This is a genomic window from Rhizobium sp. CBN3, assembly GCF_030518245.1.
Classification (GTDB): domain Bacteria; phylum Pseudomonadota; class Alphaproteobacteria; order Rhizobiales; family Rhizobiaceae; genus Rhizobium; species Rhizobium aethiopicum_A.
The window spans coordinates 14279-33112 of record NZ_JAULSE010000037.1; the positions used below are offsets into that span (position 1 = coordinate 14279).

Below are 18834 nucleotides of genomic sequence, written 5' to 3' on the forward strand. Positions count from 1 at the left end.
ACGGACATGCCGATTTCAGCTGCGACCTGGTCTTCACCCATGGTGGCAGGCCTTTCGCGTGGGCGCGGCAGGCGCTCGAACCGGGGCTTTCGTCAAGGCGCGATGCTCACTGCGCATAGGACAGCACCAGACCTTCCAGCAATCGCCGCCAGCCGTCGATCGAGACGAACAGCAGCAGCTTCAGCGGTGTCGACACCACGGTCGGGGACATCATCTGCATGCCGAGCGCCACCAGAATGGCGGAGACGGCGAAGTCGATCATCAGGAAGGGCAGATAAATCAGAAATCCGATTTCAAAGGCCCGCGTCAGTTCCGAAACGAGGAAGCTTGGCGTCAGCACGGTGATATCGTCGGAGGCAATGGGGGTTGCCGGCGCGTTTGCCCAGATCTTCTGCGACGCCTGCACGAAAAAGTCGCGCACCTCGGCGTCGGAAAATTTCAGCATGAAATCCTTCAGCGGCGCTGCCACTTTGATCATGCCGTCCGCCATGCCACTGACCGTGCCGAAATCGCCGCTATGGGCGAGCAGCAATTGCCAGCTGTTTTGCAGCACCGGGTTCATCACGAAGGCCGAGAGCACGATGGCAATCGCAAAGACCAGGAGATTCGGCGGCGTCTGCTGGATGCCGATCGCATTGCGCACGATCAGCAGGACGACTGAAATCTTGGTGAAGGAGGTTGCGATCACGGCAATGACCGGCAGCATCGAGATCGCCGCCATTGCCGCGAGGCTCTGGGCAAGAGGAAAGCTCTGTTCCATCAGTCGTGCAGCGCCGTGACGCGAACGGCGCTCAACCCATCCACGGAAATGATTTCGCCCCGTCCGATAATGCGGCCCTGGGCGATGATATCGACGGCGTCCGACAATGGCCTGTCGAGGTTGAACACATAGCCCTCGCCGATCGTCTCGAGTGTGCGCAGCGGCAACTCCAGCCGTCCGGCATCGAAGACCAGCTTGATCGGGATGCTGTCGACAGGCGACGGACGCGGCTCGCCCTGCAATTGCTGATCGACGGTGTCATTCGTCATGAAATGCCTCATTGGTCCGGTTGGCGTCGACAGGAGCGGCTCGGTGAGGACCGCGCCTTTGTCCGAGCGCATGCAGGTTGCAAGGTAACGTTCACCCGTGATCGCGACCACGGTCTCCGGTGCCCCCCCATCGATGACGATGCCGTCCCCCAATCGCAGGGATTTGATCTGACCGACCGACAGCACGGCATAACCGCGCCGGATGTTGACCGCCGTCGTCAGGGCATTGAGCGTGCGGCGCGGTAGGCGGCTTGCCCAGCCGACGAGGCCGGCAAGGAAGGTTTCATCGAAACGGCCGCTCAAGGGCAGGCTCATGCCGCTCCAGCCGATTTCGAAGCCGAAATTGCCGCTAAAATCCGGCTCCGGCTGCGCGCCGATCTCCAGCAGCGAAAGGCCGATGCCGATCTTGTTCTCGATTGCCTCGAAGGCCTCGGCGAACTGATGTTCCACCACCGCCGCCTTTTCATGCGGTGACAGTTTTTCCCAGAGCAGCAGCGGTTCCAGCCTTTCGGCCAGCAGCCGCAATGCTCCGGCCGAAGCAATCAGCATCTGATCCTGCTCGCCGACGCGGCAGAGAATGCCGACAGGATCGGCGATCCGCGTGGCCGCGATATCGGGGGACAGCGGGCGAACGGAAAGCGTCTGCTCCCGGACCGGAATTTGCCAGGCGGCGCGCATCGTCGTGCCGGAACGGGAAAAGAAGCTCCCGGCCATCGATGAGTCGGGCCATGCGGGCGCGGCGATATTCATCGGACAAGCTCCTCGAGCGCTTCGACGATCGCGCCGAACGGCTGCGGCTTGCCCTGGCCGTCAAACAGGAAGCGCTGGATGAGCCCGTGTTTGGCGACGGCCTCGTCGACGGCGGCATCGCGCCCCTGGCGATATTCGCCGACGCGGATCAGCAGTTCCACCTCGTCATAGAGGGCCAGCAGGGCGCGCAGCCTGTCGGCTGCCTGGCGATGGCTCTCGCTCACCACCGCGCTCATCGTCCGGCTTCGGCTGGCCAGCACATCGATCGCCGGAAAATTGCCCGCCCTGGCAATCTTGTCAGAGAGCACGATATGGCCGTCCAGCAGCGACCTGGTTTCTTCGGCGATCGGATCGTCCTGCTCTTCGCCTTCGACGAGGACCGTATAGAAAGCCGTCATCGTGCCGTTTGCGCTGTTGCCGGCGCGCTCGAAGATCTGCGGCAAGACGGCGAATACGGAAGGCGGAAAGCCGCGCCGCACCGGCGGTTCGCCGGCAGCAAGCCCGACTTCGCGCAAGGCGCGGGCCATGCGGGTGACGCTGTCGATGACGAGCAGCACATGTTTTCCCTGCTCGCGAAAATATTCGGCGATCGCCGTTGCCGTCATCACCGCCTTGAACCGCTCCAGCGCCGGGCGATCCGATGTCGCCAGAACCAGCGCCACATTCGAGGCAACGCCTTCCGGCATGTTGTCGGCAACGAATTCGCCGACCTCGCGTCCGCGTTCCCCCACCAGCGCGCAGACGATCACATCGGCCTTGTTGTTGGCGACGATCTGGGACACCAACGTCGACTTGCCGGCGCCGGGCGCGCCGAAAATACCGATGCGCTGGCCCTGCCCGCAGGTCAGCAATCCGTCCAGGGCGGCAATCCCCGAGGTGAACGGCTGGCGGATGGGACGGCGCGACAAGGGGTTGACCGGCTGGCCGTAGAGCGGCTGCAGGAAACGCGCGTCATCGCCGGCCGGATTGGCGGAGGGACGCAGGACGTTGCCGTGCGCATCGACGACCGCGCCGAGCAGGAAGTTGCCGACAGAGATCGCCGGCTCCCGGCCGGTCGGGACGATTTCCGTGCGCTGGGAGATGCCGCGGGTTTCGCCGTGAAGCGAGAGAAGTGCCGTCTCGCCGTCGATACCGACGACATCGGCGAGGCCGATGCGGCCCCTGCCCGGCTCATGCAGTTCGCAGAGCTCGCCGATCCGAACCGAGGGGATGAGCGCCCGCACCAGCAGGCCCGAAACACTCGTCACGCGGCCGCTCTGCCGCCGCACGTCCGTCTGTTCGAGCGTCCGCTCCATGCGAAGCAATGCGTCAGCCATGGACGAGGGCCTCGATCACGGTGGCGAGCTGGTCTTTCAAGCCGATCTGGCTTCGTCCCGCCGATGTCTCCAGGACGATCTCGCCGGCAGACATCAGCGGATCCGTTTCGATAGTGATGCGATGATCGATATCCGCAATTGCCTGGGCGATCATGGCGGCATCCTCGGGGGCGACATGGAGGGCGATCTCCTGGGCCTCTGCGGTCTGGGATATGGCGTGGCGGACCAATCGCCTGGTGCGTTCGTCGGCCTCCATCGATCCGAGGATCAATCCGACCGATTTCAGAACCACCGCCTCGACCCAGCTGTCGAGATTGGCAATCTCCTGTTCGGCTTTTCCGAGCGAGGCGGCAAGCCGTGCGGCGGCATCACGAACGCCCTGTTCGAACCCGTCGCGATAGCCGTTTTGGGCGGCCTGCTCGCTGGCGGCTGCAAGTGTGGCCTGGGATTGGGCGGCGTCCTGGCGGGCAGCCGCCAGAATTTGCGCCGCCTCCCTGATCTGGCCGAAGTTTTCCGCCGGAATGATGCGGTCGTGGCGTGCAAATCCCGAGCTCATCGTCCGGCGCCTTCCTGTGTGGAGGCGACCTCGTCGACGGCGGCCGTCGCCAGAACGAGCGCCGGGCTCTTCAACAGGGAAGCCGAGCCGTTTTCGGCCATGTCGCGCCAGCCCGCCCACCGCCATGCCGCAGAGATCCGATATTCGTCTGCCAGAAGCGTCAGCATCGACCAGCCATCGGCCTCGACGACATGCCTTGCCTGCTCGCTCAACAGATCAAGCGGCGGCGTTGCCGTGGAAAGATTGATGTGGCCGAGGGCGAATGCGACCGCTTCCTCGCCGTAGGCGGCCCTGAGCCTCGCAAGGGTCGGGCGATCGACCGCGGGGCAGAAGGCTGCGAGATGATAGGCGAAGCCCGCCCGGAACGCGGCCTTTGAGAGTCCGTCCGCGTCCATGGAAATCAGGCGGCGGGCGCCGTCGGCAAATGTGGCGGGGTCGCCATGGGCTTCTGCGATCTCCGTGAAAAGCCGCCGGTGCAGCCGCCGCGACAGGGTAGACCCATCGGCAAGGAGCGGCGCGGTCCCATCCCATCGGGCGGCCGTCAGCATATCCGCGGAAAGCAGCGCTGCCCTGCGGATCCTCGCCGCATCCGAGATCGCCTCGCCGTCCGAACGCGGCGTGCGCATGCTCAGCGCTCCTTCCGCTGCGGCAACAGCAGCAGCAGGCATGCCCCGATGGCGAGGATAATTGCGCCGATCACGGCCAGATTGGGGGCCTTGAAAGCCGAGAGAGCGCTTTGCACCATCGAGAATGGCGCTGCGGCGGGTGCCGGCGTCACGGTTGCCGCCGGGGCCGATGCTGCCGTTGCCGGCGGGGCCGCCGGCGCGCCGACCTCCGACCAGGGGCTGACCACCACCGAGACATCTTCGTAAGAGAGATCACGGATGCTGTTGACCAGAACGGACCGGCTTTTCATGTCGATCTCGTTGAGATTGGCGCCGGGGCGATATTGCAACACGGCCGCCGCCTTCGCCTTTTCCTTGATGAGCCCGCGGCCGTTTTCCTCCGGCAGCACCACATGGACGCGCGCCGTCGCCACGCCGTCAAGCCCCGAAAGCGTTTCGGCAAGCTGCTGCTCGATGGCGTAGCTCATCCGGGCTTTTTGTTCGTAAGGCGTCACAAGGAAGCCGTTGCCGGGAAAGAGTTCGGCGACATTTCCGAACGACTGACGCGGCAGACCGGCGCCCGCCAGCAACTCGATCGCCCGGGCATGATCGGCTGATTCAGCGGCGATCGCATAGGTCCCGCCCTTTTCGCTCCTCATGGTGACGGAGATGCCGGCGCGTTCGAGCAGGACCTGAGCATCCAGCGCATCGCGCTGATCGAGTCCCGTCAGCACGTCCTGGCTGCAGGCGGCGAGGAACAGGCAGAAAGCGAGCATGGCGGCCTTCGGAAGGACTTTGCGCGCGGGCGAAGTGATCGGTGATCTCGCAAGGGCCGATGTGATCATGATATTCACTGGCCCTGCGTCAGCCGTTTGGACGACGACATCACCGACTGGGTGAGTGACGACAGCAGCGTCGTGCCGGTCGCGAATTGCTGTGATTTCTCCAGCCGGTCGATCGATGTCGTGATGTCTTCGATCTTCGGGCCGCTGTGATCCTTGTCCGCGGCAAATCGCACCAGCGGCGTCTCCGGCTGGCCGTTCCCGGCCACCGGCATGAAGAATGCCGACAGCCGGTCGAGAATGCTGGAGGGCCTGGTATTGCCTTCCGGTGAATAGGAGGGCGGGACGGCGTCGGACTCAGGCGCGATCTTGCGGCCCTGGATGTTGGGAATGGAGGTGAGTTCGGTTGGCCGAAGGCCGGCGAAATCCGCCGGCTGCAGCCCGATCCGCTCCGCCACGATCTCCGAGGTCTTCAGCACATTGCCTGTCGATACGCCATCAACGGGCGGCGTAAAGGCGCGGCCGGTAAGTTCTTCTCCGCTCATTGCAATTCCTCAACTCGGTACACGTCAACTGCAAACGATGAACGGGAACGCTACTCGTCGCTGCCTTCGTCGATCGCCTCCTTGGCGAAATTGAAAAGCGAATTGTTCAGCATCAGGGTGTTGGAAATCATGCCTGGCAGAAACGCGTCCACGGCAGCGGAGAGTATCTCGCTCTCGCTGTTCGGATCGACCTTTTTCGTCGTGCTGCCGGTGGTGTCCTTGGAATCTGTCTTATCAGTCGTCAGCTCCACCGAGACAGGGTTTGCAGGCGCCAGGTTCAGGTCGGAATTCACTGCATCTACGGCCATATGAGCACTTCCATCAAGGAGTTATCAAAATGAATGCATGATTTGATATGGATAAAAAAACGGCCGGTCAATTGTTTAAACTTAACCGATGGTTAATTTTCGGAAATTACAATCGCTTTGACAACTTTCTCGACCTTTATATTAAAATTGAACGTTTTTATCCATAAAGCGCAGCAGATATCCAGATTGCGCATGAAATTCATACTTAAATTTATTGCTATCAAATATTCACAGGCCCGACCGCCTCTACGCCAACCGGGCCTGTGAGTACCCAGATATTTGGTGTTGCGAAAGCGTCCCGGATCAGCCCACCGCCGTACCGCGGCGCTTCTCGATATCGGCGATGATCGCGTCCCAGTTCTCAGGGGTCAGCTCGCGCTGTTCCGGGTCGCGGGGCGCGGGGGCGACGCCGCCCTTGGCGCCGACGCGCTGACCTGTTTTGGCGTAGATGCCGACCGTGTCGTTGACAGTGCGCTTAAGCATGTCGTTCATCATGTCGGTCTGCTTGTGGAAGGCTTTTTCCTGCTTGATGCTCTGGTAGATGGCAAAGCCCGCCCAGGCCGCCCAGGACACCGCGCCGGCGATCGCGAAGGCGAGCGAGAAGCCGCCGGAGACGAGCGCTACCGTTGCGCCCGTGCGCCCGAGGAAGGTGGAATTCACCAGCATATTGGCAACGCCTGCGATGCCCTCGATCGCGCCGACCGTGTCCGCCGCGGTTCCGATACCCATGAAGATGAGATCGACCGGATCGCCCTTGCCACTGGTGAGCCCCTGCAGGAACTGGTAATATTCCACCGGCAGCCAAGCGACGCCGGCAACGGCGCCAACCGTCGTCCCGGTATTCTTGAAAAAGGCGGAGAGCACGCTGCGCTGCGCCCGCGCCAGCTCGTCGGAAACGCCGACGAGTGAACTGATCCCATCCAGCAGCGAAAAATTCGAGGCTTTGATCGCCGAGCCGAGCGCACTGCCCATGTGCGCGAGAGCGCCAAGGGCGTGCAGAACCACGATGCCGATGCTGTCCCAGGTCGGGCTCGTCATGTTGAGGCCGGCATAGATGGAGCGGGATGCGGTAAGCACCGACATCACGCCGGAAGAGAGCGCCGCCTTGTATTTGACAGGATCGACCCCTGCCGGCGCCGCCGTCGCGGTCTTGTCGATCAGCTTGGCAAGGTCGGCCTTGATCGTTTCGACGCTGCCGCCCGGTCGCATCGTCGCCCAAAGCGCGGTGAAGATCGTCGTGAAATTGGTCTTGTATTGCGCCATGGCATCGGCATTGCCCTTGAACAGGGTTTCCGCCAGCGCGTCGAGGCTCGGGGCGATGATCCTCTTGATCGCCTCTTCGGCGGTCTTGCCGTCGACGATGATTGGATCGATCACATCCGTGCCGGGCATCAGCGTCTTCATCAGGCCTGACATGGAAAGTCCCATGTCCTTGAGGCTCGATGTCAGATATTCGCTGTCGATATAGGGCAGATCGAGACTTTGGATGGTCTTGCTCCAGCCATTGTCCTTGGTGGCGAACATGCGCTCGGCGATCCAGGCGTCGCCCCCGCTGCCGGCGAAGAAGCGCCCGCCGTCTGAGCCGTTGGCGGCAATGCCCTTGCCGGCCAGCCCGGTGCCGATCATGATTGCCGCCATGACGTCGTTGAACGAATAGCTGGCGAGATTGCTGGAGGGCAGCGGCGAGACGCTCTTGTCCCACTCGGCATTGGCCGGCAACTTCGAGACCAGGCTGGCGCCCATGACGAGCCCTTCCAGCGCGGTCTGCACCGCATGGCGGTAGCCCAAGACCTCCTTGCCGCCGGGTGCGCTCAGGCGCGACGTCAGGCGCTCCAGATTGCCGGCGAGATCGCCGATGCCGATTTCTCCGGCGCCTACCTTGTCGAGCAGCGGACCGAGAAGCGCCTTGACGTCGGCCTTGAACTGATCGCGCACCTCGGGGCTGTCTGACCCGTAAAACTGGTTGGCCATCGCCTGGATGGTCGGGTTGAACAGGTGGGTGATATTGTTGGGAACGGTGCTGCCGAATTCGGAAGCGGCAACCTTTTTCAAACCGTCGAGGTCGATCTTGAGATCGGGGAACAGGCTCCCGCCGAGCCCGAGCGACTGGTCGAAATCCACAACCGGCAGGATGGAGCCGAGCCCCTTCAGTTCCCGCTCGGTCTTGTTGCCGGCCAGTCCCATGCGGATCAGGCCATCGAGCGCCGTCGTCGGATCGGAGATCGTCGGCAGCACGTTCTTGTCGAAGAATTCGGCATAGGTCTTGTCGGCAATCGCCGAGCGCTGCTTTACGAAATCGTCGGGAAGCACCATGGAATAGAAGCCGAGGGCGGCATTATATTCCTTGAGAATGGTGGTGACGTCCTTGCCGGATTTGAGACCGTCATTCAGCAGGCCGCCATTGACGATGTCGCGCTCAAAGGCATCCTCGACCTTCGTACGCAGGTCCTTCATCTTCTCGTCACGCGTTATCGTGTCGTTGATGATCTCGGAAGCGTCCTTGTTCGTATCGGCCGGCGCCACGCGATAACCGGAGAAGATCAGCTTGAAGGCCTTCAGCGCCTTCTCCGTCATCAGCGAGTTGACGTCGGGGTCCGAGCCCAGGATGGCGATCGACTTGTCGAGATCCTTCAGGATCTCCTGGTCGTTGTAGATGCCGCGCTGGTTGTCGCCGAGGCTGTCCTTGTATTGGCCGAAGGTCGCCTTGGTCTGAAGCAGATCGAGATACATGATCAGTTTCTGCTCGGCAGTGTAATTGTGAGGGTTTTTGACGACGTCGATGCTCTCGAAGGATTTGTCCTTGTCCTTCAGCCCTTCCATGAAGCCCTGATTGATCTCGCTCATGAAATCGGAATTGAACAGGAGATCGATGACCGGCTGGATCGGCGCGGTAGGGCGGGACGTGCCATTCGACGTGGCGGCCAGCGAAACGAACTTCGGACTGCTCGTCTGCGCCGATATAGAGGAGAAAATCGTCAGGGCTGCCGTCGTGGTCCCGTCAGAGGCAAAAGGCGATGCCTTCTTGACCGTGGTGCTCGTGGTTTTGCCCTGGCTCGTGGAATTTTCGGACTTTGGATCGGAATTGGCGTTTAGCCGGAGAAATGAAACCGTATCGATATCCGAAGATGCTGGTGCGATCGATGACATGCGTTCCCTTTGATTTTCTTTTTCCGCTTTTCGCGGATGACGTCGTTTACCTTACGTTAGGCATAAGATCGACCTTTGCGTGATAATTCAAGCCCGATCGGACATCGCGGTTGCATAAAATGCAGCGGCCTCGCGCCTGGAGATCAAAAATCACATTTTTACCGAGGGGTCGCAGGGTATTTCCCAGGCTGTGGCGGTCATCGTTGCCGCCCCTCTGCCTCTACCAGATGAATGACGGGTCTGGCCCAAATTCGAGATGCACGGACTCGCCGGTGTAGCGTTCAAGCTTCTCGTTCAGCTGCTTTTCCATTTTGTCGAGCTTCTTCACGCCATTGGCCATATCCCACAGACCAAGCGCCAGCCCGACGGCCGAGGCAACGAGGCCGGTGACCAGTCCGGCCGCGGCAAGGCCGGTTTTGGCGGCGCTGCTGAAGATGGTCACGACTTCCGGCGCCACCGTTCCGAGTCCGGAAAAGGCACGGGACATGGCATTGGTCAGATAAAGCATCGCCTCGGAGAAACCGATCAGCGCGTTGCCGGTACCGGCAATGCCGCCGATTATTTCGAGCGCGCCCTTGGCGCGGTCGCCGGCCTTCATCGACCGCGACGCCGAATAGAAGCCGAGGCCGGCCATGGCGAGGCCGCCGGCCGCGCCGAGGATCTTGCCTGCCGCTTCCATCGTCTTCGGCGAGAAGTTCATCGAGATCCCCTTGCCCCAGCTGCCAGGCTGATTGCCGAAGGCGCTGAACGGTTTGCCGGCAACGTCGAGGTTCTTGCCGAGCCCCTCCATCGTCATGCCGACGATCTGTGTCGCCGAGCCGACCGCAGCGGCGATATCGGCCGGCGTCCACTTGCCGCCGACACCGAGGCCGTGCGCCACCAGCACGCTCGACATCGTCAGCATCTGCACGGCGTGCATCAGACCGGCCTTGTACACTTCGGCATCGATGCCGGCAGGTGTACGGGTCTGGCGCGGCAGGTCGAGCGAATCCTTGAAGGAGGCAAGCGCGTCGTCGAGCTTCATACCGCCGCGCACCATGCGCAGAACGCCGTCGACGTCGCGCGCTATATCCTGCGCCAGGTTCTGCTTCAGCGTCTCGCCGCCATCTGCCGGGCCGTTTTTGCTGATGAAATCCTCGGCGAAGGTGTTTGCCAACTGGCTGATGGCGTCATTCGTTGCGCCGGGCACAAATGTGTCATCCGGACCCGACAGCAGCGGCTCGAGATCGACACCCTGGCCGTCGCCGATATAATGTTCCTTGACGATGTTCGAGAAGGTGACGTTCGCGGCGTCGAGATGCGCGTCGATATAATCCTGGGGCAGGAGATCGACGAGCGTGTTGAGTTCGGAATAATAATCCTTCAGGGCATCTTCGAAGCTCTTGCCGGCGCTCAGCGCCCGGTCGATCGCCTTGCCGCCGCCGATATCGATCAGATAGGCGTCTTCGATGTTGGTGAGCAGATCGGAATTCTCCGGGCTTTGCAGATATTCCTTCATGCCGCTCGCGAAGATATCCGAGAGATGCTGCTGCGTCGCCGGATCGGCCGTCAGCTTTTCGATCCGCGCATCGAGGTCCTTGCCGACGCGCTCGCCATCGGGCACGCTGTCGCCATACTGGTTCATATAGCCATTGAACTGCTGTTTGATCTCGATGAGATCGTAGAGCACCGTCGCCTTCTGTTCCGGCGTCAGCTGGTCGAGGTGGTCCATGTTGTCGGGCGCGACGAAATTCCGGTTCACGTCCTTCACGGCGTCGCCGAGAATGCCGTATTTGAGTTCGTCGAGCTTCTTCAGCGTCGGCTCATAGGCGGTCGACGGAGCGTAGCCGCGCAGCACCTTGCTTTCCAGGATGTCGTTCTCGTCGATCGGGCGCTCCACGACCGGCTCGATGGCATCCGAGCCCGACATGACAAGGTCCATCTTCTTGAGGCTCGATGTCAGATAGTCGCTGTCGATATAGGGCAGATCGAGATTTTGGACGGTCTTGCTCCAGCCATTGTCCGTGGTGGCGAACATACGCTCGGCGATCCAGGCGTCACCGCCGCTGCCGGCGAAGAAGCGCCCGCGATCTGAGCCGTTGGCCGCAATGCCCTTGCCGGCCAGCCCGGCGCCGATCATGATTGCCGCCATGACGTCGTTGAACGAATAGCTGGCGAGATTGCTGGAGGGTAGCGGCGAGACGCTCTTGTCCCACTCGGCATTGGCCGGGAGCTTCGAGACCAGGCTGGCGCCCATGACGAGCCCTTCGAGCGCGGTCTGTACCGCGTGGCGGTAACCCCAGACTTCCTTGCCGCCGGGAGCGCTCAGACGCGAGGTCAGGCGCTCCAGAAGGCCGCCAAGATCAGCCTGACTGACCTCTCCGGCGCCTACCTTGTCGAGCAGCGGACCGAGAAGCGCCTTGACGTCGGCCTTGAACTGATCGCGCACCGCGGGGCTGTCTCCCCCGTAAAACTGCTTGGCCATCGCCTGGATGGTCGGGTTGAACAGGTGGGTGATGTTGTTGGGAACGGTGCTGCCGAATTCGGAAGCGGCAACCTTTTTCAAACCGTCCAGGTCGATCTTGAGATCGTTGCCCGGGTCGGTTTCGGGCGTGCTCACCTTTGCATCGACCAGGATCGCGGTGGCGCCGCTTTTGCTCTGGGTAAACCCGACGAAGCCCCGCGCAGCGGAGATGTCGAGTGCCTGCCCGTTGCCGCTCGGCGCGATCTTGCGTATTTCGCCGGCGTCGATGGTTTTTGTCGATGCAGAACGGCCAGTCACGTCTTTCTGGTCGAGGTCCACGACCAGGGTTTCGACCTCTTTCGATCCGCTGCCAACACGTTCCAACATGATTTCGTCACTCCTGATCGACGGCCGCACCCTGAACGGAGGCCCGGAAAGCCTCGTTAGGTCAGAAGTTTTTCAGTGATATGACAAATGGGTGCTATCGGAGCGGCAAAATTGAACCATTGACCCCCACATAGCGCTTCCAAATTATACCGCAGTACAAATGCTGGTGACACCGCAGTCGCCAAGGTGCGGCGCAATAGAGCACGCTACCGTAGGGAATGCGCTCACGAGACAGATCAAAGTCGGTCCTCGGGCTCGGTTTTCAGACTGCATTGTCCGGCAAATCGGTATAAGCCGTCCTCTCGAACAAATCAGGGGACAACATGGAAACCGTGGAAATCAGCAGCCGCAGCGACTTCGGCCTTTGGGCAATTGAGCGGGCGCGGGAAATCGTAACGTCCGAGGGAACTGCTTTTGCGATGGCCGCTCGCGATATGGACGACGAGGCGCTTGCAAACGCTGCAGCCGCGCTAGGCAAGGCCATCAGCGATGCGATGGTGGAAGTGTTTGACGGCCTGATAGATGAATCGTGATTGTGAAGAGACAGCGGGTCACTGACCGATAAAAATTGGTCAGCACCGTCCGGGCTCGCCGTCTTCCCCTCTCATTGCAAACTGTCAGAAACTTGCATATAATTCTGACAAGAGAAATGCCATGCAAAAGCTGACATAGCAAATCATGGGACATGCTGAACGACTGCCGGAAGGACCGCGCTTTCGGCAAAGAGTTTTTTGCATCTCGGAAATCGAGCCGCCCTGGATCAGGCTCTGTCGCGCCTGGCCGAGCGTGGCGAGCTCGTCCGGGCGGGCCGTGGTATCTATATGCGGCCCGTCAAAAGTCGCTTTGGCAGTCGGCCGCCGACGGTCGAACAGGCCGTAGAGGCGGTGGCGCAGCAGCGCGGTGAGGTCATCGTCTCGATGGCGCCGCCGCGGCAAATGCCCTGGGCCTGACCTCCCAGGTCCCGGTCCGCTCCGTCTACCTGACATCCGGCCGTAGCCGGACGATGACCCTTGGACAGCAGACGGTCGAGCTCAAGCACGTGCCGCGCTGGCAATTGGCCTTGGCCGATCGACCTGCTGGCGTGGCGGTCCGCGCACTTGCATGGCTTGGGCCGGAAAGGGCCGATGAAGCACTGTCGCGGATCAAGCGAAAGCTGCCGCCAAACGCGTTCGGCGAGCTGGTGGCGGCGGCTCCGCAGTTTCCGACCTGGCTTGCAAGAAGCGTAGGAAAGGCTGCGCATCGCTGATCTGTTTCTGACCTTGTCAAAGGATAACCGACGCGAAGCCTTGGCGGTGGCGGCCGACCGCACCGGACGGCCCATTCATCTCCTCGAAAAGGATGTCTGGGTCGTCTGGACGCTGCAGACGCTCTTTTCGTCCAAGCTCGGTGAGCATCTCGTCTTCAAGGGCGGCACCTCGCTTTCGAAAGCCTACGGTGTCATCAAAAGGTTCTCCGAGGATGTCGACCTGACCTACGATATCCGCGCCCTGGCGCCGGACTTGGTTGGCGACAATGACGAAGCACTGCCGAAAACCCGCAGCGAGGAGAAACACTGGACCAGCGAGGTGCGAAAGCGGCTTCCGGTCTGGGTGGCGGGCTCGGTGGAGCCGGTTATGGCGCGTTGCGCGTTCAATCTCTTCCGGCGGCAATCCGCCTCGAGGACGATACGCTCTACCTCGACTATGAAGCGGTGAGCAGCGGATCCGGCTATGTCGCCCCGAGCGTCATGCTCGAATTCGGAGCGCGGTCGACCGGCGAGCCGGCCAGTATCCGTCGACTGTGACGCGTCGGGCCAGGTTGATGGTGTCGAATTTCCGAAAGCGAGTCCCCGCGTCATGCACGCGGAGCGGACGTTGTGGGAGAAAGCGACCGCCATCCATGTCTTCTGCCTGCAGGAGCGCCTTCGCGGCGATCGTTTTGCCCGCCACTGGCATGATGTCGTCCGGCTGGACGATGCTGGTTTCGCCGACAAAGCATCCGCGGATCGGCAACTCGCCAATGCCGTGGCGAAACACAAATCCATGTTTTTTGCGGAAAAGGCGGCCGACCGCTCGCCCATCGACTACGCCGCAGCCGTCAACGGCAATCTGGTTCTGACGCCATCCGGAGAAGGTCTGCGTGCGCTCGGCGAGGATTACGCGCGCATGGTCGACGACGGCCTGCTGCTCGGCGATTCCGAGCCGTTCGAGCACCTGATCGAGCGATGCACGCAAATTCAGGCGCATGCCAACAAAAGCGACGCGTCAAAATAAGCAATTGCCGGCCCACAGCCGCACCCTGCCCATTACTGTGAGTGCCCTGTCACCGACGCGGTTTGGCTTCGCGCCAATTATAAGGCGTTTGCTCGTGGCAGGCACCCTTGATGTGATGAGAGTGAAGCTCGGACCCGGTTATTCCGGCTCCGGCCTCGGCGAGGATGTGGCCAAATACCGCACGGGTGCGGGTTCGTTTGAGGAAAGTTGCGCCACGTAAAATGAAGATCCGGTGTGTTTGCAGTGAAGGCATTCAAATTCCCAATTTCAATCTCGCCGGAAGCCCGAGCAAGCTCAAAATCGCTGACGCGAGAATCGACACGGATGTTCCACTTGCCGCAACGGCACGTTCTCGCGCCAAGTGCCGTCCTCCCACTGGCGCGCCGCACGCTTGATTGGCTCTATTCCCGCAGGGGGGGTCGACAAGACGAAGGTCACTTCTTGGCGTCCAGCGGATCGACGTCGCCTTTCATCAGGAAGGCCGCAATCTCGACAGGGCCAGCGCGCGCGGGCGTGACGATGATTTTTGCCATCGCCTTGTCTGAATGAAGATGCGTCGAAGCCGGCTGTGCTGCCGCAGCGATAGGCGCGCGGTGGCGGCGTGAATCGCCAAGTTGCCGCAACGGCCAGCACGAGGAACTCGACCAACGTCTCGGCGGCGAAATAGCGGAAGGTGCATTCCGGTAAACCACGGCGATCGAAACTTAAATCCGTCGCAATCTTCTCGACACTCACGTAGCATGAGCCTCGCGAACAAACGCCGCCACGCCACTATGGCAATTTCACTTCTCCTCCTCGGGATGAAATGGGACCATTCCTGAGGCGCTCTATTCCATCTCGAATACGGAGGATCCGGCATGCCTACGGTGTTGTTCAGACACGACCTCGCTTAACGATGTACTGAAGATTGCAGTCTACACGAAGCACGTTGCAGGCAGTGCTATGAAGTGTTCGCGGAAGATGGTTCGAGGTCTCGTCGGACGCTCTGTCGCGGCGAGCGCGGGACGTGTCTGATGCCCTCGATTTCAGTGAAGAACCATATTTCACGTGTTGCCCACCTGCCGACAACTTCCACCATCGCAAAAATGCACGTCCGCCTACCGAAGCTGAACGCTAACGATCCCCAAATGAGCTCAAAGATCACCTGTCGGCGGCGGCGGCGGAATTGGACTGATGAGGTGAGGGCACAGATTCTTGCCCACAACGTTCTTCAACTCGGCCCAATCCGGCGATATGTTCCCTCATCCTGGTTTCAGGCCTGCCTTCAAGGCCCTGTCGGCTCGACACTTGGATTTTACAGGCGCCTGGCTGCTGGCCGACTGCCGCGCCCATTCCGTGATGATAAAAGTATTGTGCCGTGTTGGGTTCTTCACAAATATGTCCAGCACCCGACGTAGTTCTCTGCTCGGAAGCGGTTGAGGTCTGCGCCTTGACGCCGAAGATGGCCCTCTACAAGTTGGGTGACAATGTCCCGAGAGTTCTGCTCGCATTGGTTAGACGGGCAGGCTGGCTCTTTTATGCGTAGCGGCGATCTCGATGAGATTCAGCGTCAATCAGGATGAGACTCGCGCCGGGGTGTGACGGAGTGAGGGCGTAGCCCGATCGTAGTCATACCCCGGCGTGGCGCAGATTTTCGGCGTCTCATGATCGCGGTCGGTCCGGTACATTTGCGGTTTTCTGGATTGGAGAACCAGTTTGTGCCGGGTCGCCATTTAACCGATCATCAGATGAGACTCTTCATGAAGTACCGACAAACGCATTCCGTAGAGGTCGCCGCGTCAAAAGCGTCGATCAGCCGAGCCACGGCATACCGCCTCGACAAGGAGGTACAACTGCCTTCTCAGAGCAAAGCGCCGCGCGGACGCCGCCGCCCTGATCCCTTAGAGCTGATATTCGAGACCGAAGTCGTCCCGCTCCTGAAGGCCGCACCCGGTATCCGTGCCGTCGCTGTCTACAACGAGATGCTGCGCCGACATCCAGAACTCTCTGAAGGTATCCGCCGCACGCTTGAACGACGCATTCGGTCGTGGCGTGCTGTCCATGGCGAAGCGCAGGGGGTCATCTTCCGCCAAACGCACGAGCCAGGCCGGTTGGGCCTTTCGGATTTTACCGACGCCAGCGGTCTTGGTGTGACCATCGCCGGCCAGCCGCTTGATCACCTGTTCTATCACTTCCGGCTTGTCTGGTCGGGCTTCGAACATGCCCATGTCATTCTCGGCGGCGAAAGCTTTGTCGCGCTGGCTGAAGGGCTTCAAAATGCCCTGTGGTCCGTGGGAGGTACGCCGCTTTATCATCGAAGCGACAGCCTGTCGGCGGCATTCCGCAACCTCGACGCCGATGCCAAGGTCGATCTCACCCACCGATACGATCAGCTTTGCTCCCATTATCGAATGACGCCGACGCGCAACAACAAAGGCGTCGCGCATGAGAACGGCTCTATCGAAAGCTCCCATGGCCATCTCAAGAACTCTGTTCATGACGCCCTGCTGATGCGGGGGGCCAAGGAATTCGACGACCTCAGTTCTTACCGCGCCTTTGTCGATGACATCGTCAGCCGTCGCAACGCTGCCCATGGCAAGCGCATTGATGCTGAGCGATCCCATCTGCAGGCGCTGCCCGAGCGCCGGACCACGGACTTCGAAGAGATTGTCGTTACGGTGTCCCGGACGGGCGGCTTCACCTTGCGCAAGGTCTTCTACACCGTGCCATCCCGCCTGATCGGCCACAGGTTAAGAGTTCGCCTGTTCGACGATCGGCTGGATGTCTTTGTCGGCGGTACGCATCTGATGACGTTGCGCCGAGGACGCGGCCATCCCGACGGCCGACACGACCAGGTCGTCAACTACCACCACGTCATCCATTCCCTGCGCAAAAAGCCGATGGCGCTCCGCGGCCTCGTTTATCGCGACAAGCTCTTCCCGCGTCAGGAATATCGCAAGGCCTTCGAAGCCCTCATCGAGCATCTTCCCGACAAGCAGGCTTGCAAGATCACCGTCGAACTCCTGGCGCTCGCGCATGACCGTGGTTGCGAACGCGAACTTGCCGAAGAATTGGCCAGGATACTCGATGCTGGTGACTTACCCAATCTGGCTACCATGCGAGCGCTCTTCGGTCCGGATCCAGCCAAGCTGCCGACCGTTCATGTGCAACTCGCATCGCTCAACGGTTATGAGGCCCTGATCGGGACGGGAGAAGCGGCATGAAGAACGCCCACGTTATCGATGAAGCACGCCTCGGCATCATGCTCAACGAGCTCCGGCTGCCGACGATCAAAATGCTGTGGCCACGATTTGCCGAAGAGGCGGACCGGGAAGGATGGCCGGCAGCTCGCTTCCTGTCGGCTATTGCCGAGCACGAGCTGGCAGAGCGTGCCAATCGCAGGATTGAACGGCATCTCGCCGAAGCGCACCTGCCGCCCGGAAAGACCTTAGACAGCTTCGCCTTTGACGCTGTACCCATGATCTCGAAGGCGCAGGTCATGGCAATCACCGCCGGCGACAGCTGGCTTGCCAAGGGAGCTAACATCCTCATGTTCGGTCCGCCCGGCGGAGGAAAGAGCCATCTTGCTGCTGCCATCGGCCTTGCGCTGATCGAGAACGGATGGCGGGTCCTGTTCACCCGGACCACCGATCTTGTGCAGAAGCTTCAGGTCGCCCGAAGGGAACTGCAGCTTGAGTCTGCCATCGACAAACTCAACAGGTACGACTTGCTCATCCTCGATGACCTCGCCTACGTCACCAAGGACCAGGCGGAAACAAGCGTGCTATTCGAGCTGATCTCGGCACGATACGAGCACCGGTCGATCCTGATCACCGCCAACCAGCCGTTCGGAGAGTGGAACCGGGTCTTTCCCGACCCTGCCATGACACTCGCAGCAGTCGACCGGCTCGTGCACCATGCCACGATCTTCGAGATGAACGTCGAAAGCTATCGCCGCAGAACTGCGCTTGAGGAAAAACGCCAGCGCGGCCGACCGGCCTCGTTTGCGACAATCAGGACATCAACGCTGTCTGTCGCGGAGCGGCAATCAGAAAACGACGAAGAACTTGTCAGCGGCAATCAGCATGATAATTTGATCCCGACCGCGACCTAAGAATCTCATCCAGATTGTCGCAAGCGTCTCATCCTGATTGCCGCGCTATTAGCTATTTTGCATCGATGGGCAGGCTCAAGGTTCTCTTGGAAGTCAGCATTTAGCTGCCTCACCATGGCGTTGAATAGGCTGAGTCGACCAAAGTGCTGCGCCCATTACCGAAGATTGCGATGAGGCATCAGCGTCCTTCAGCAATCTTGCCAAAGAATGCAGGCTTGCGAGATCGACGTGCGGAACCGCCAGGCTGCGCCAACAACCACTCATTGATCGGTCGAACATCCACGATGGGACCTCAAGAAGTCGACCAGAAGAAGAACCAGAAAGGCTGCAGCGGAAATATGCTTCCCTTTGGACACCGCCTCATGCACGTGAACGGGTTGCCCGGACCAGGGATGCCACGGATACAAAAGCTCGCGAACCTCGGTCCCGTGGGTGTTCTGTCGTCGTGTTGTACAACCATTTCCGGCCGCACTCATCGCTCGGATACCAGACCCCGGCCGAGGCTCTAATTGTGAGCTTTCGGGAGGTTGTCCATTCAAAGCGGATTTAGGAGACTGGAGCTATCACACCTCGAGTCGGAAGGATCGCCGCGAATGAACATTCATAAGAATGCCCGACTGA

General features: G+C 60.8%; 14 protein-coding genes and 2 pseudogenes. 6 read left to right on the forward strand and 10 right to left on the reverse strand.

Annotation, left to right across the window (positions count from 1 at the left end):
* Positions 1-106: 106 nt before the first annotated feature.
* The 9 genes from sctR to QWJ46_RS29095 form a co-directional block, all read right to left on the reverse strand.
* Entirely contained in the window at positions 107-760 is a 654-nt protein-coding gene (gene sctR / locus QWJ46_RS29055) for a type III secretion system export apparatus subunit SctR (RefSeq protein WP_008534263.1), read from the reverse strand.
* The gene (locus QWJ46_RS29060; RefSeq protein ID WP_004672588.1) at positions 760-1779 is read right to left on the reverse strand and encodes a FliM/FliN family flagellar motor switch protein; all 1020 of its coding nucleotides are present in this window, start codon (positions 1777-1779) and stop codon (positions 760-762) included. The genes sctR and QWJ46_RS29060 overlap by 1 nt, the downstream gene beginning before the upstream one ends.
* Complete coding sequence (locus QWJ46_RS29065) at positions 1776-3095, reverse strand: FliI/YscN family ATPase (protein WP_004672587.1); 1320 nt, start codon at positions 3093-3095, stop codon at positions 1776-1778. The genes QWJ46_RS29060 and QWJ46_RS29065 overlap by 4 nt, the downstream gene beginning before the upstream one ends.
* Positions 3088-3651, reverse strand: coding sequence for a type III secretion system stator protein SctL (gene sctL, locus QWJ46_RS29070; RefSeq protein WP_004672586.1), 564 nt, complete (start codon positions 3649-3651; stop codon positions 3088-3090). The genes QWJ46_RS29065 and sctL overlap by 8 nt, the downstream gene beginning before the upstream one ends.
* On the reverse strand, positions 3648-4277 hold the full coding sequence (locus QWJ46_RS29075) for a hypothetical protein (protein ID WP_004672585.1): 630 nt from the start codon (positions 4275-4277) through the stop codon (positions 3648-3650). Before QWJ46_RS29075 ends, sctL begins: the two co-directional genes overlap by 4 nt.
* A 2-nt stretch (positions 4278-4279) precedes the next feature.
* The gene (gene sctJ / locus QWJ46_RS29080; RefSeq protein WP_018247139.1) at positions 4280-5110 is read right to left on the reverse strand and encodes a type III secretion system inner membrane ring lipoprotein SctJ; all 831 of its coding nucleotides are present in this window, start codon (positions 5108-5110) and stop codon (positions 4280-4282) included.
* Positions 5107-5583 (reverse strand): hypothetical protein, encoded by a 477-nt coding sequence (locus tag QWJ46_RS29085; RefSeq protein WP_004672583.1) that lies wholly within the window; start codon positions 5581-5583, stop codon positions 5107-5109. The genes sctJ and QWJ46_RS29085 overlap by 4 nt, the downstream gene beginning before the upstream one ends.
* 50 nt (positions 5584-5633) lie before the next feature.
* A complete protein-coding gene (locus tag QWJ46_RS29090; RefSeq protein ID WP_004672582.1) occupies positions 5634-5891 on the reverse strand; it encodes a hypothetical protein in 258 nt (85 codons plus the stop codon).
* A gap of 303 nt (positions 5892-6194) precedes the next feature.
* The gene (locus QWJ46_RS29095) at positions 6195-8735 is read right to left on the reverse strand and encodes a hypothetical protein (RefSeq protein ID WP_004672581.1); all 2541 of its coding nucleotides are present in this window, start codon (positions 8733-8735) and stop codon (positions 6195-6197) included.
* Positions 8736-8760: 25 nt separating this feature from the next.
* Between QWJ46_RS29095 and QWJ46_RS29100 the strand changes: the two genes are divergently transcribed.
* Positions 8761-9051, forward strand: a complete 291-nt coding sequence (locus QWJ46_RS29100; protein WP_004672580.1) for a hypothetical protein — start codon at positions 8761-8763, stop codon at positions 9049-9051.
* A 207-nt stretch (positions 9052-9258) separates the two neighbouring features.
* On the opposite strand, the gene QWJ46_RS29105 is transcribed toward QWJ46_RS29100, so the two are convergent.
* A complete protein-coding gene (locus QWJ46_RS29105; protein ID WP_004672579.1) occupies positions 9259-11868 on the reverse strand; it encodes a hypothetical protein in 2610 nt (869 codons plus the stop codon).
* Positions 11869-12191: 323 nt separating this feature from the next.
* Between QWJ46_RS29105 and QWJ46_RS29110 the strand changes: the two genes are divergently transcribed.
* The 5 genes and pseudogenes from QWJ46_RS29110 (at position 12192) to istB (ending at position 18213) form a co-directional block, all read left to right on the forward strand.
* The gene (locus QWJ46_RS29110) at positions 12192-12401 is read left to right on the forward strand and encodes a hypothetical protein (protein WP_004672578.1); all 210 of its coding nucleotides are present in this window, start codon (positions 12192-12194) and stop codon (positions 12399-12401) included.
* Between the two features lie 145 nt (positions 12402-12546).
* A pseudogene (locus QWJ46_RS29115) lies at positions 12547-13114 on the forward strand (DUF6088 family protein).
* Positions 13107-14120 (forward strand): annotated as a pseudogene (locus QWJ46_RS29120) (nucleotidyl transferase AbiEii/AbiGii toxin family protein). The pseudogenes QWJ46_RS29115 and QWJ46_RS29120 overlap by 8 nt, the downstream one beginning before the upstream one ends.
* Before the next feature lie 1727 nt (positions 14121-15847).
* Positions 15848-17323, forward strand: a complete 1476-nt coding sequence (gene istA, locus QWJ46_RS29125; protein WP_080574729.1) for an IS21-like element ISRel5 family transposase — start codon at positions 15848-15850, stop codon at positions 17321-17323.
* Positions 17320-18213: an IS21-like element ISRel5 family helper ATPase IstB gene (gene istB, locus QWJ46_RS29130; protein WP_004672573.1), complete on the forward strand. Its 894-nt coding sequence runs from the start codon at positions 17320-17322 to the stop codon at positions 18211-18213. The genes istA and istB overlap by 4 nt, the downstream gene beginning before the upstream one ends.
* Positions 18214-18834 lie beyond the last annotated feature (621 nt).

Excerpts from the sequence above, each read along its gene's own strand:
- QWJ46_RS29110 (WP_004672578.1), top strand. The coding sequence starts at position 12,192 with ATGGAAACCGTGGAAATCAGCAGCCGCAGCGACTTCGGCCTTTGGGCA.
- QWJ46_RS29065 (WP_004672587.1), bottom strand. The coding sequence starts at position 3,095 with ATGGCTGACGCATTGCTTCGCATGGAGCGGACGCTCGAACAGACGGAC.
- QWJ46_RS29105 (WP_004672579.1), bottom strand. The coding sequence starts at position 11,868 with ATGTTGGAACGTGTTGGCAGCGGATCGAAAGAGGTCGAAACCCTGGTC.
- QWJ46_RS29095 (WP_004672581.1), bottom strand. The coding sequence starts at position 8,735 with ATGAGCGAGATCAATCAGGGCTTCATGGAAGGGCTGAAGGACAAGGAC.
- QWJ46_RS29060 (WP_004672588.1), bottom strand. The coding sequence starts at position 1,779 with ATGAATATCGCCGCGCCCGCATGGCCCGACTCATCGATGGCCGGGAGC.
- istA (WP_080574729.1), top strand. The coding sequence starts at position 15,848 with ATGAGACTCTTCATGAAGTACCGACAAACGCATTCCGTAGAGGTCGCC.
- sctL (WP_004672586.1), bottom strand. The coding sequence starts at position 3,651 with ATGAGCTCGGGATTTGCACGCCACGACCGCATCATTCCGGCGGAAAAC.
- QWJ46_RS29085 (WP_004672583.1), bottom strand. The coding sequence starts at position 5,583 with ATGAGCGGAGAAGAACTTACCGGCCGCGCCTTTACGCCGCCCGTTGAT.
- istB (WP_004672573.1), top strand. The coding sequence starts at position 17,320 with ATGAAGAACGCCCACGTTATCGATGAAGCACGCCTCGGCATCATGCTC.
- sctR (WP_008534263.1), bottom strand. The coding sequence starts at position 760 with ATGGAACAGAGCTTTCCTCTTGCCCAGAGCCTCGCGGCAATGGCGGCG.
- QWJ46_RS29075 (WP_004672585.1), bottom strand. The coding sequence starts at position 4,277 with ATGCGCACGCCGCGTTCGGACGGCGAGGCGATCTCGGATGCGGCGAGG.
- QWJ46_RS29100 (WP_004672580.1), top strand. The coding sequence starts at position 8,761 with ATGACCGGCTGGATCGGCGCGGTAGGGCGGGACGTGCCATTCGACGTG.
- QWJ46_RS29090 (WP_004672582.1), bottom strand. The coding sequence starts at position 5,891 with ATGGCCGTAGATGCAGTGAATTCCGACCTGAACCTGGCGCCTGCAAAC.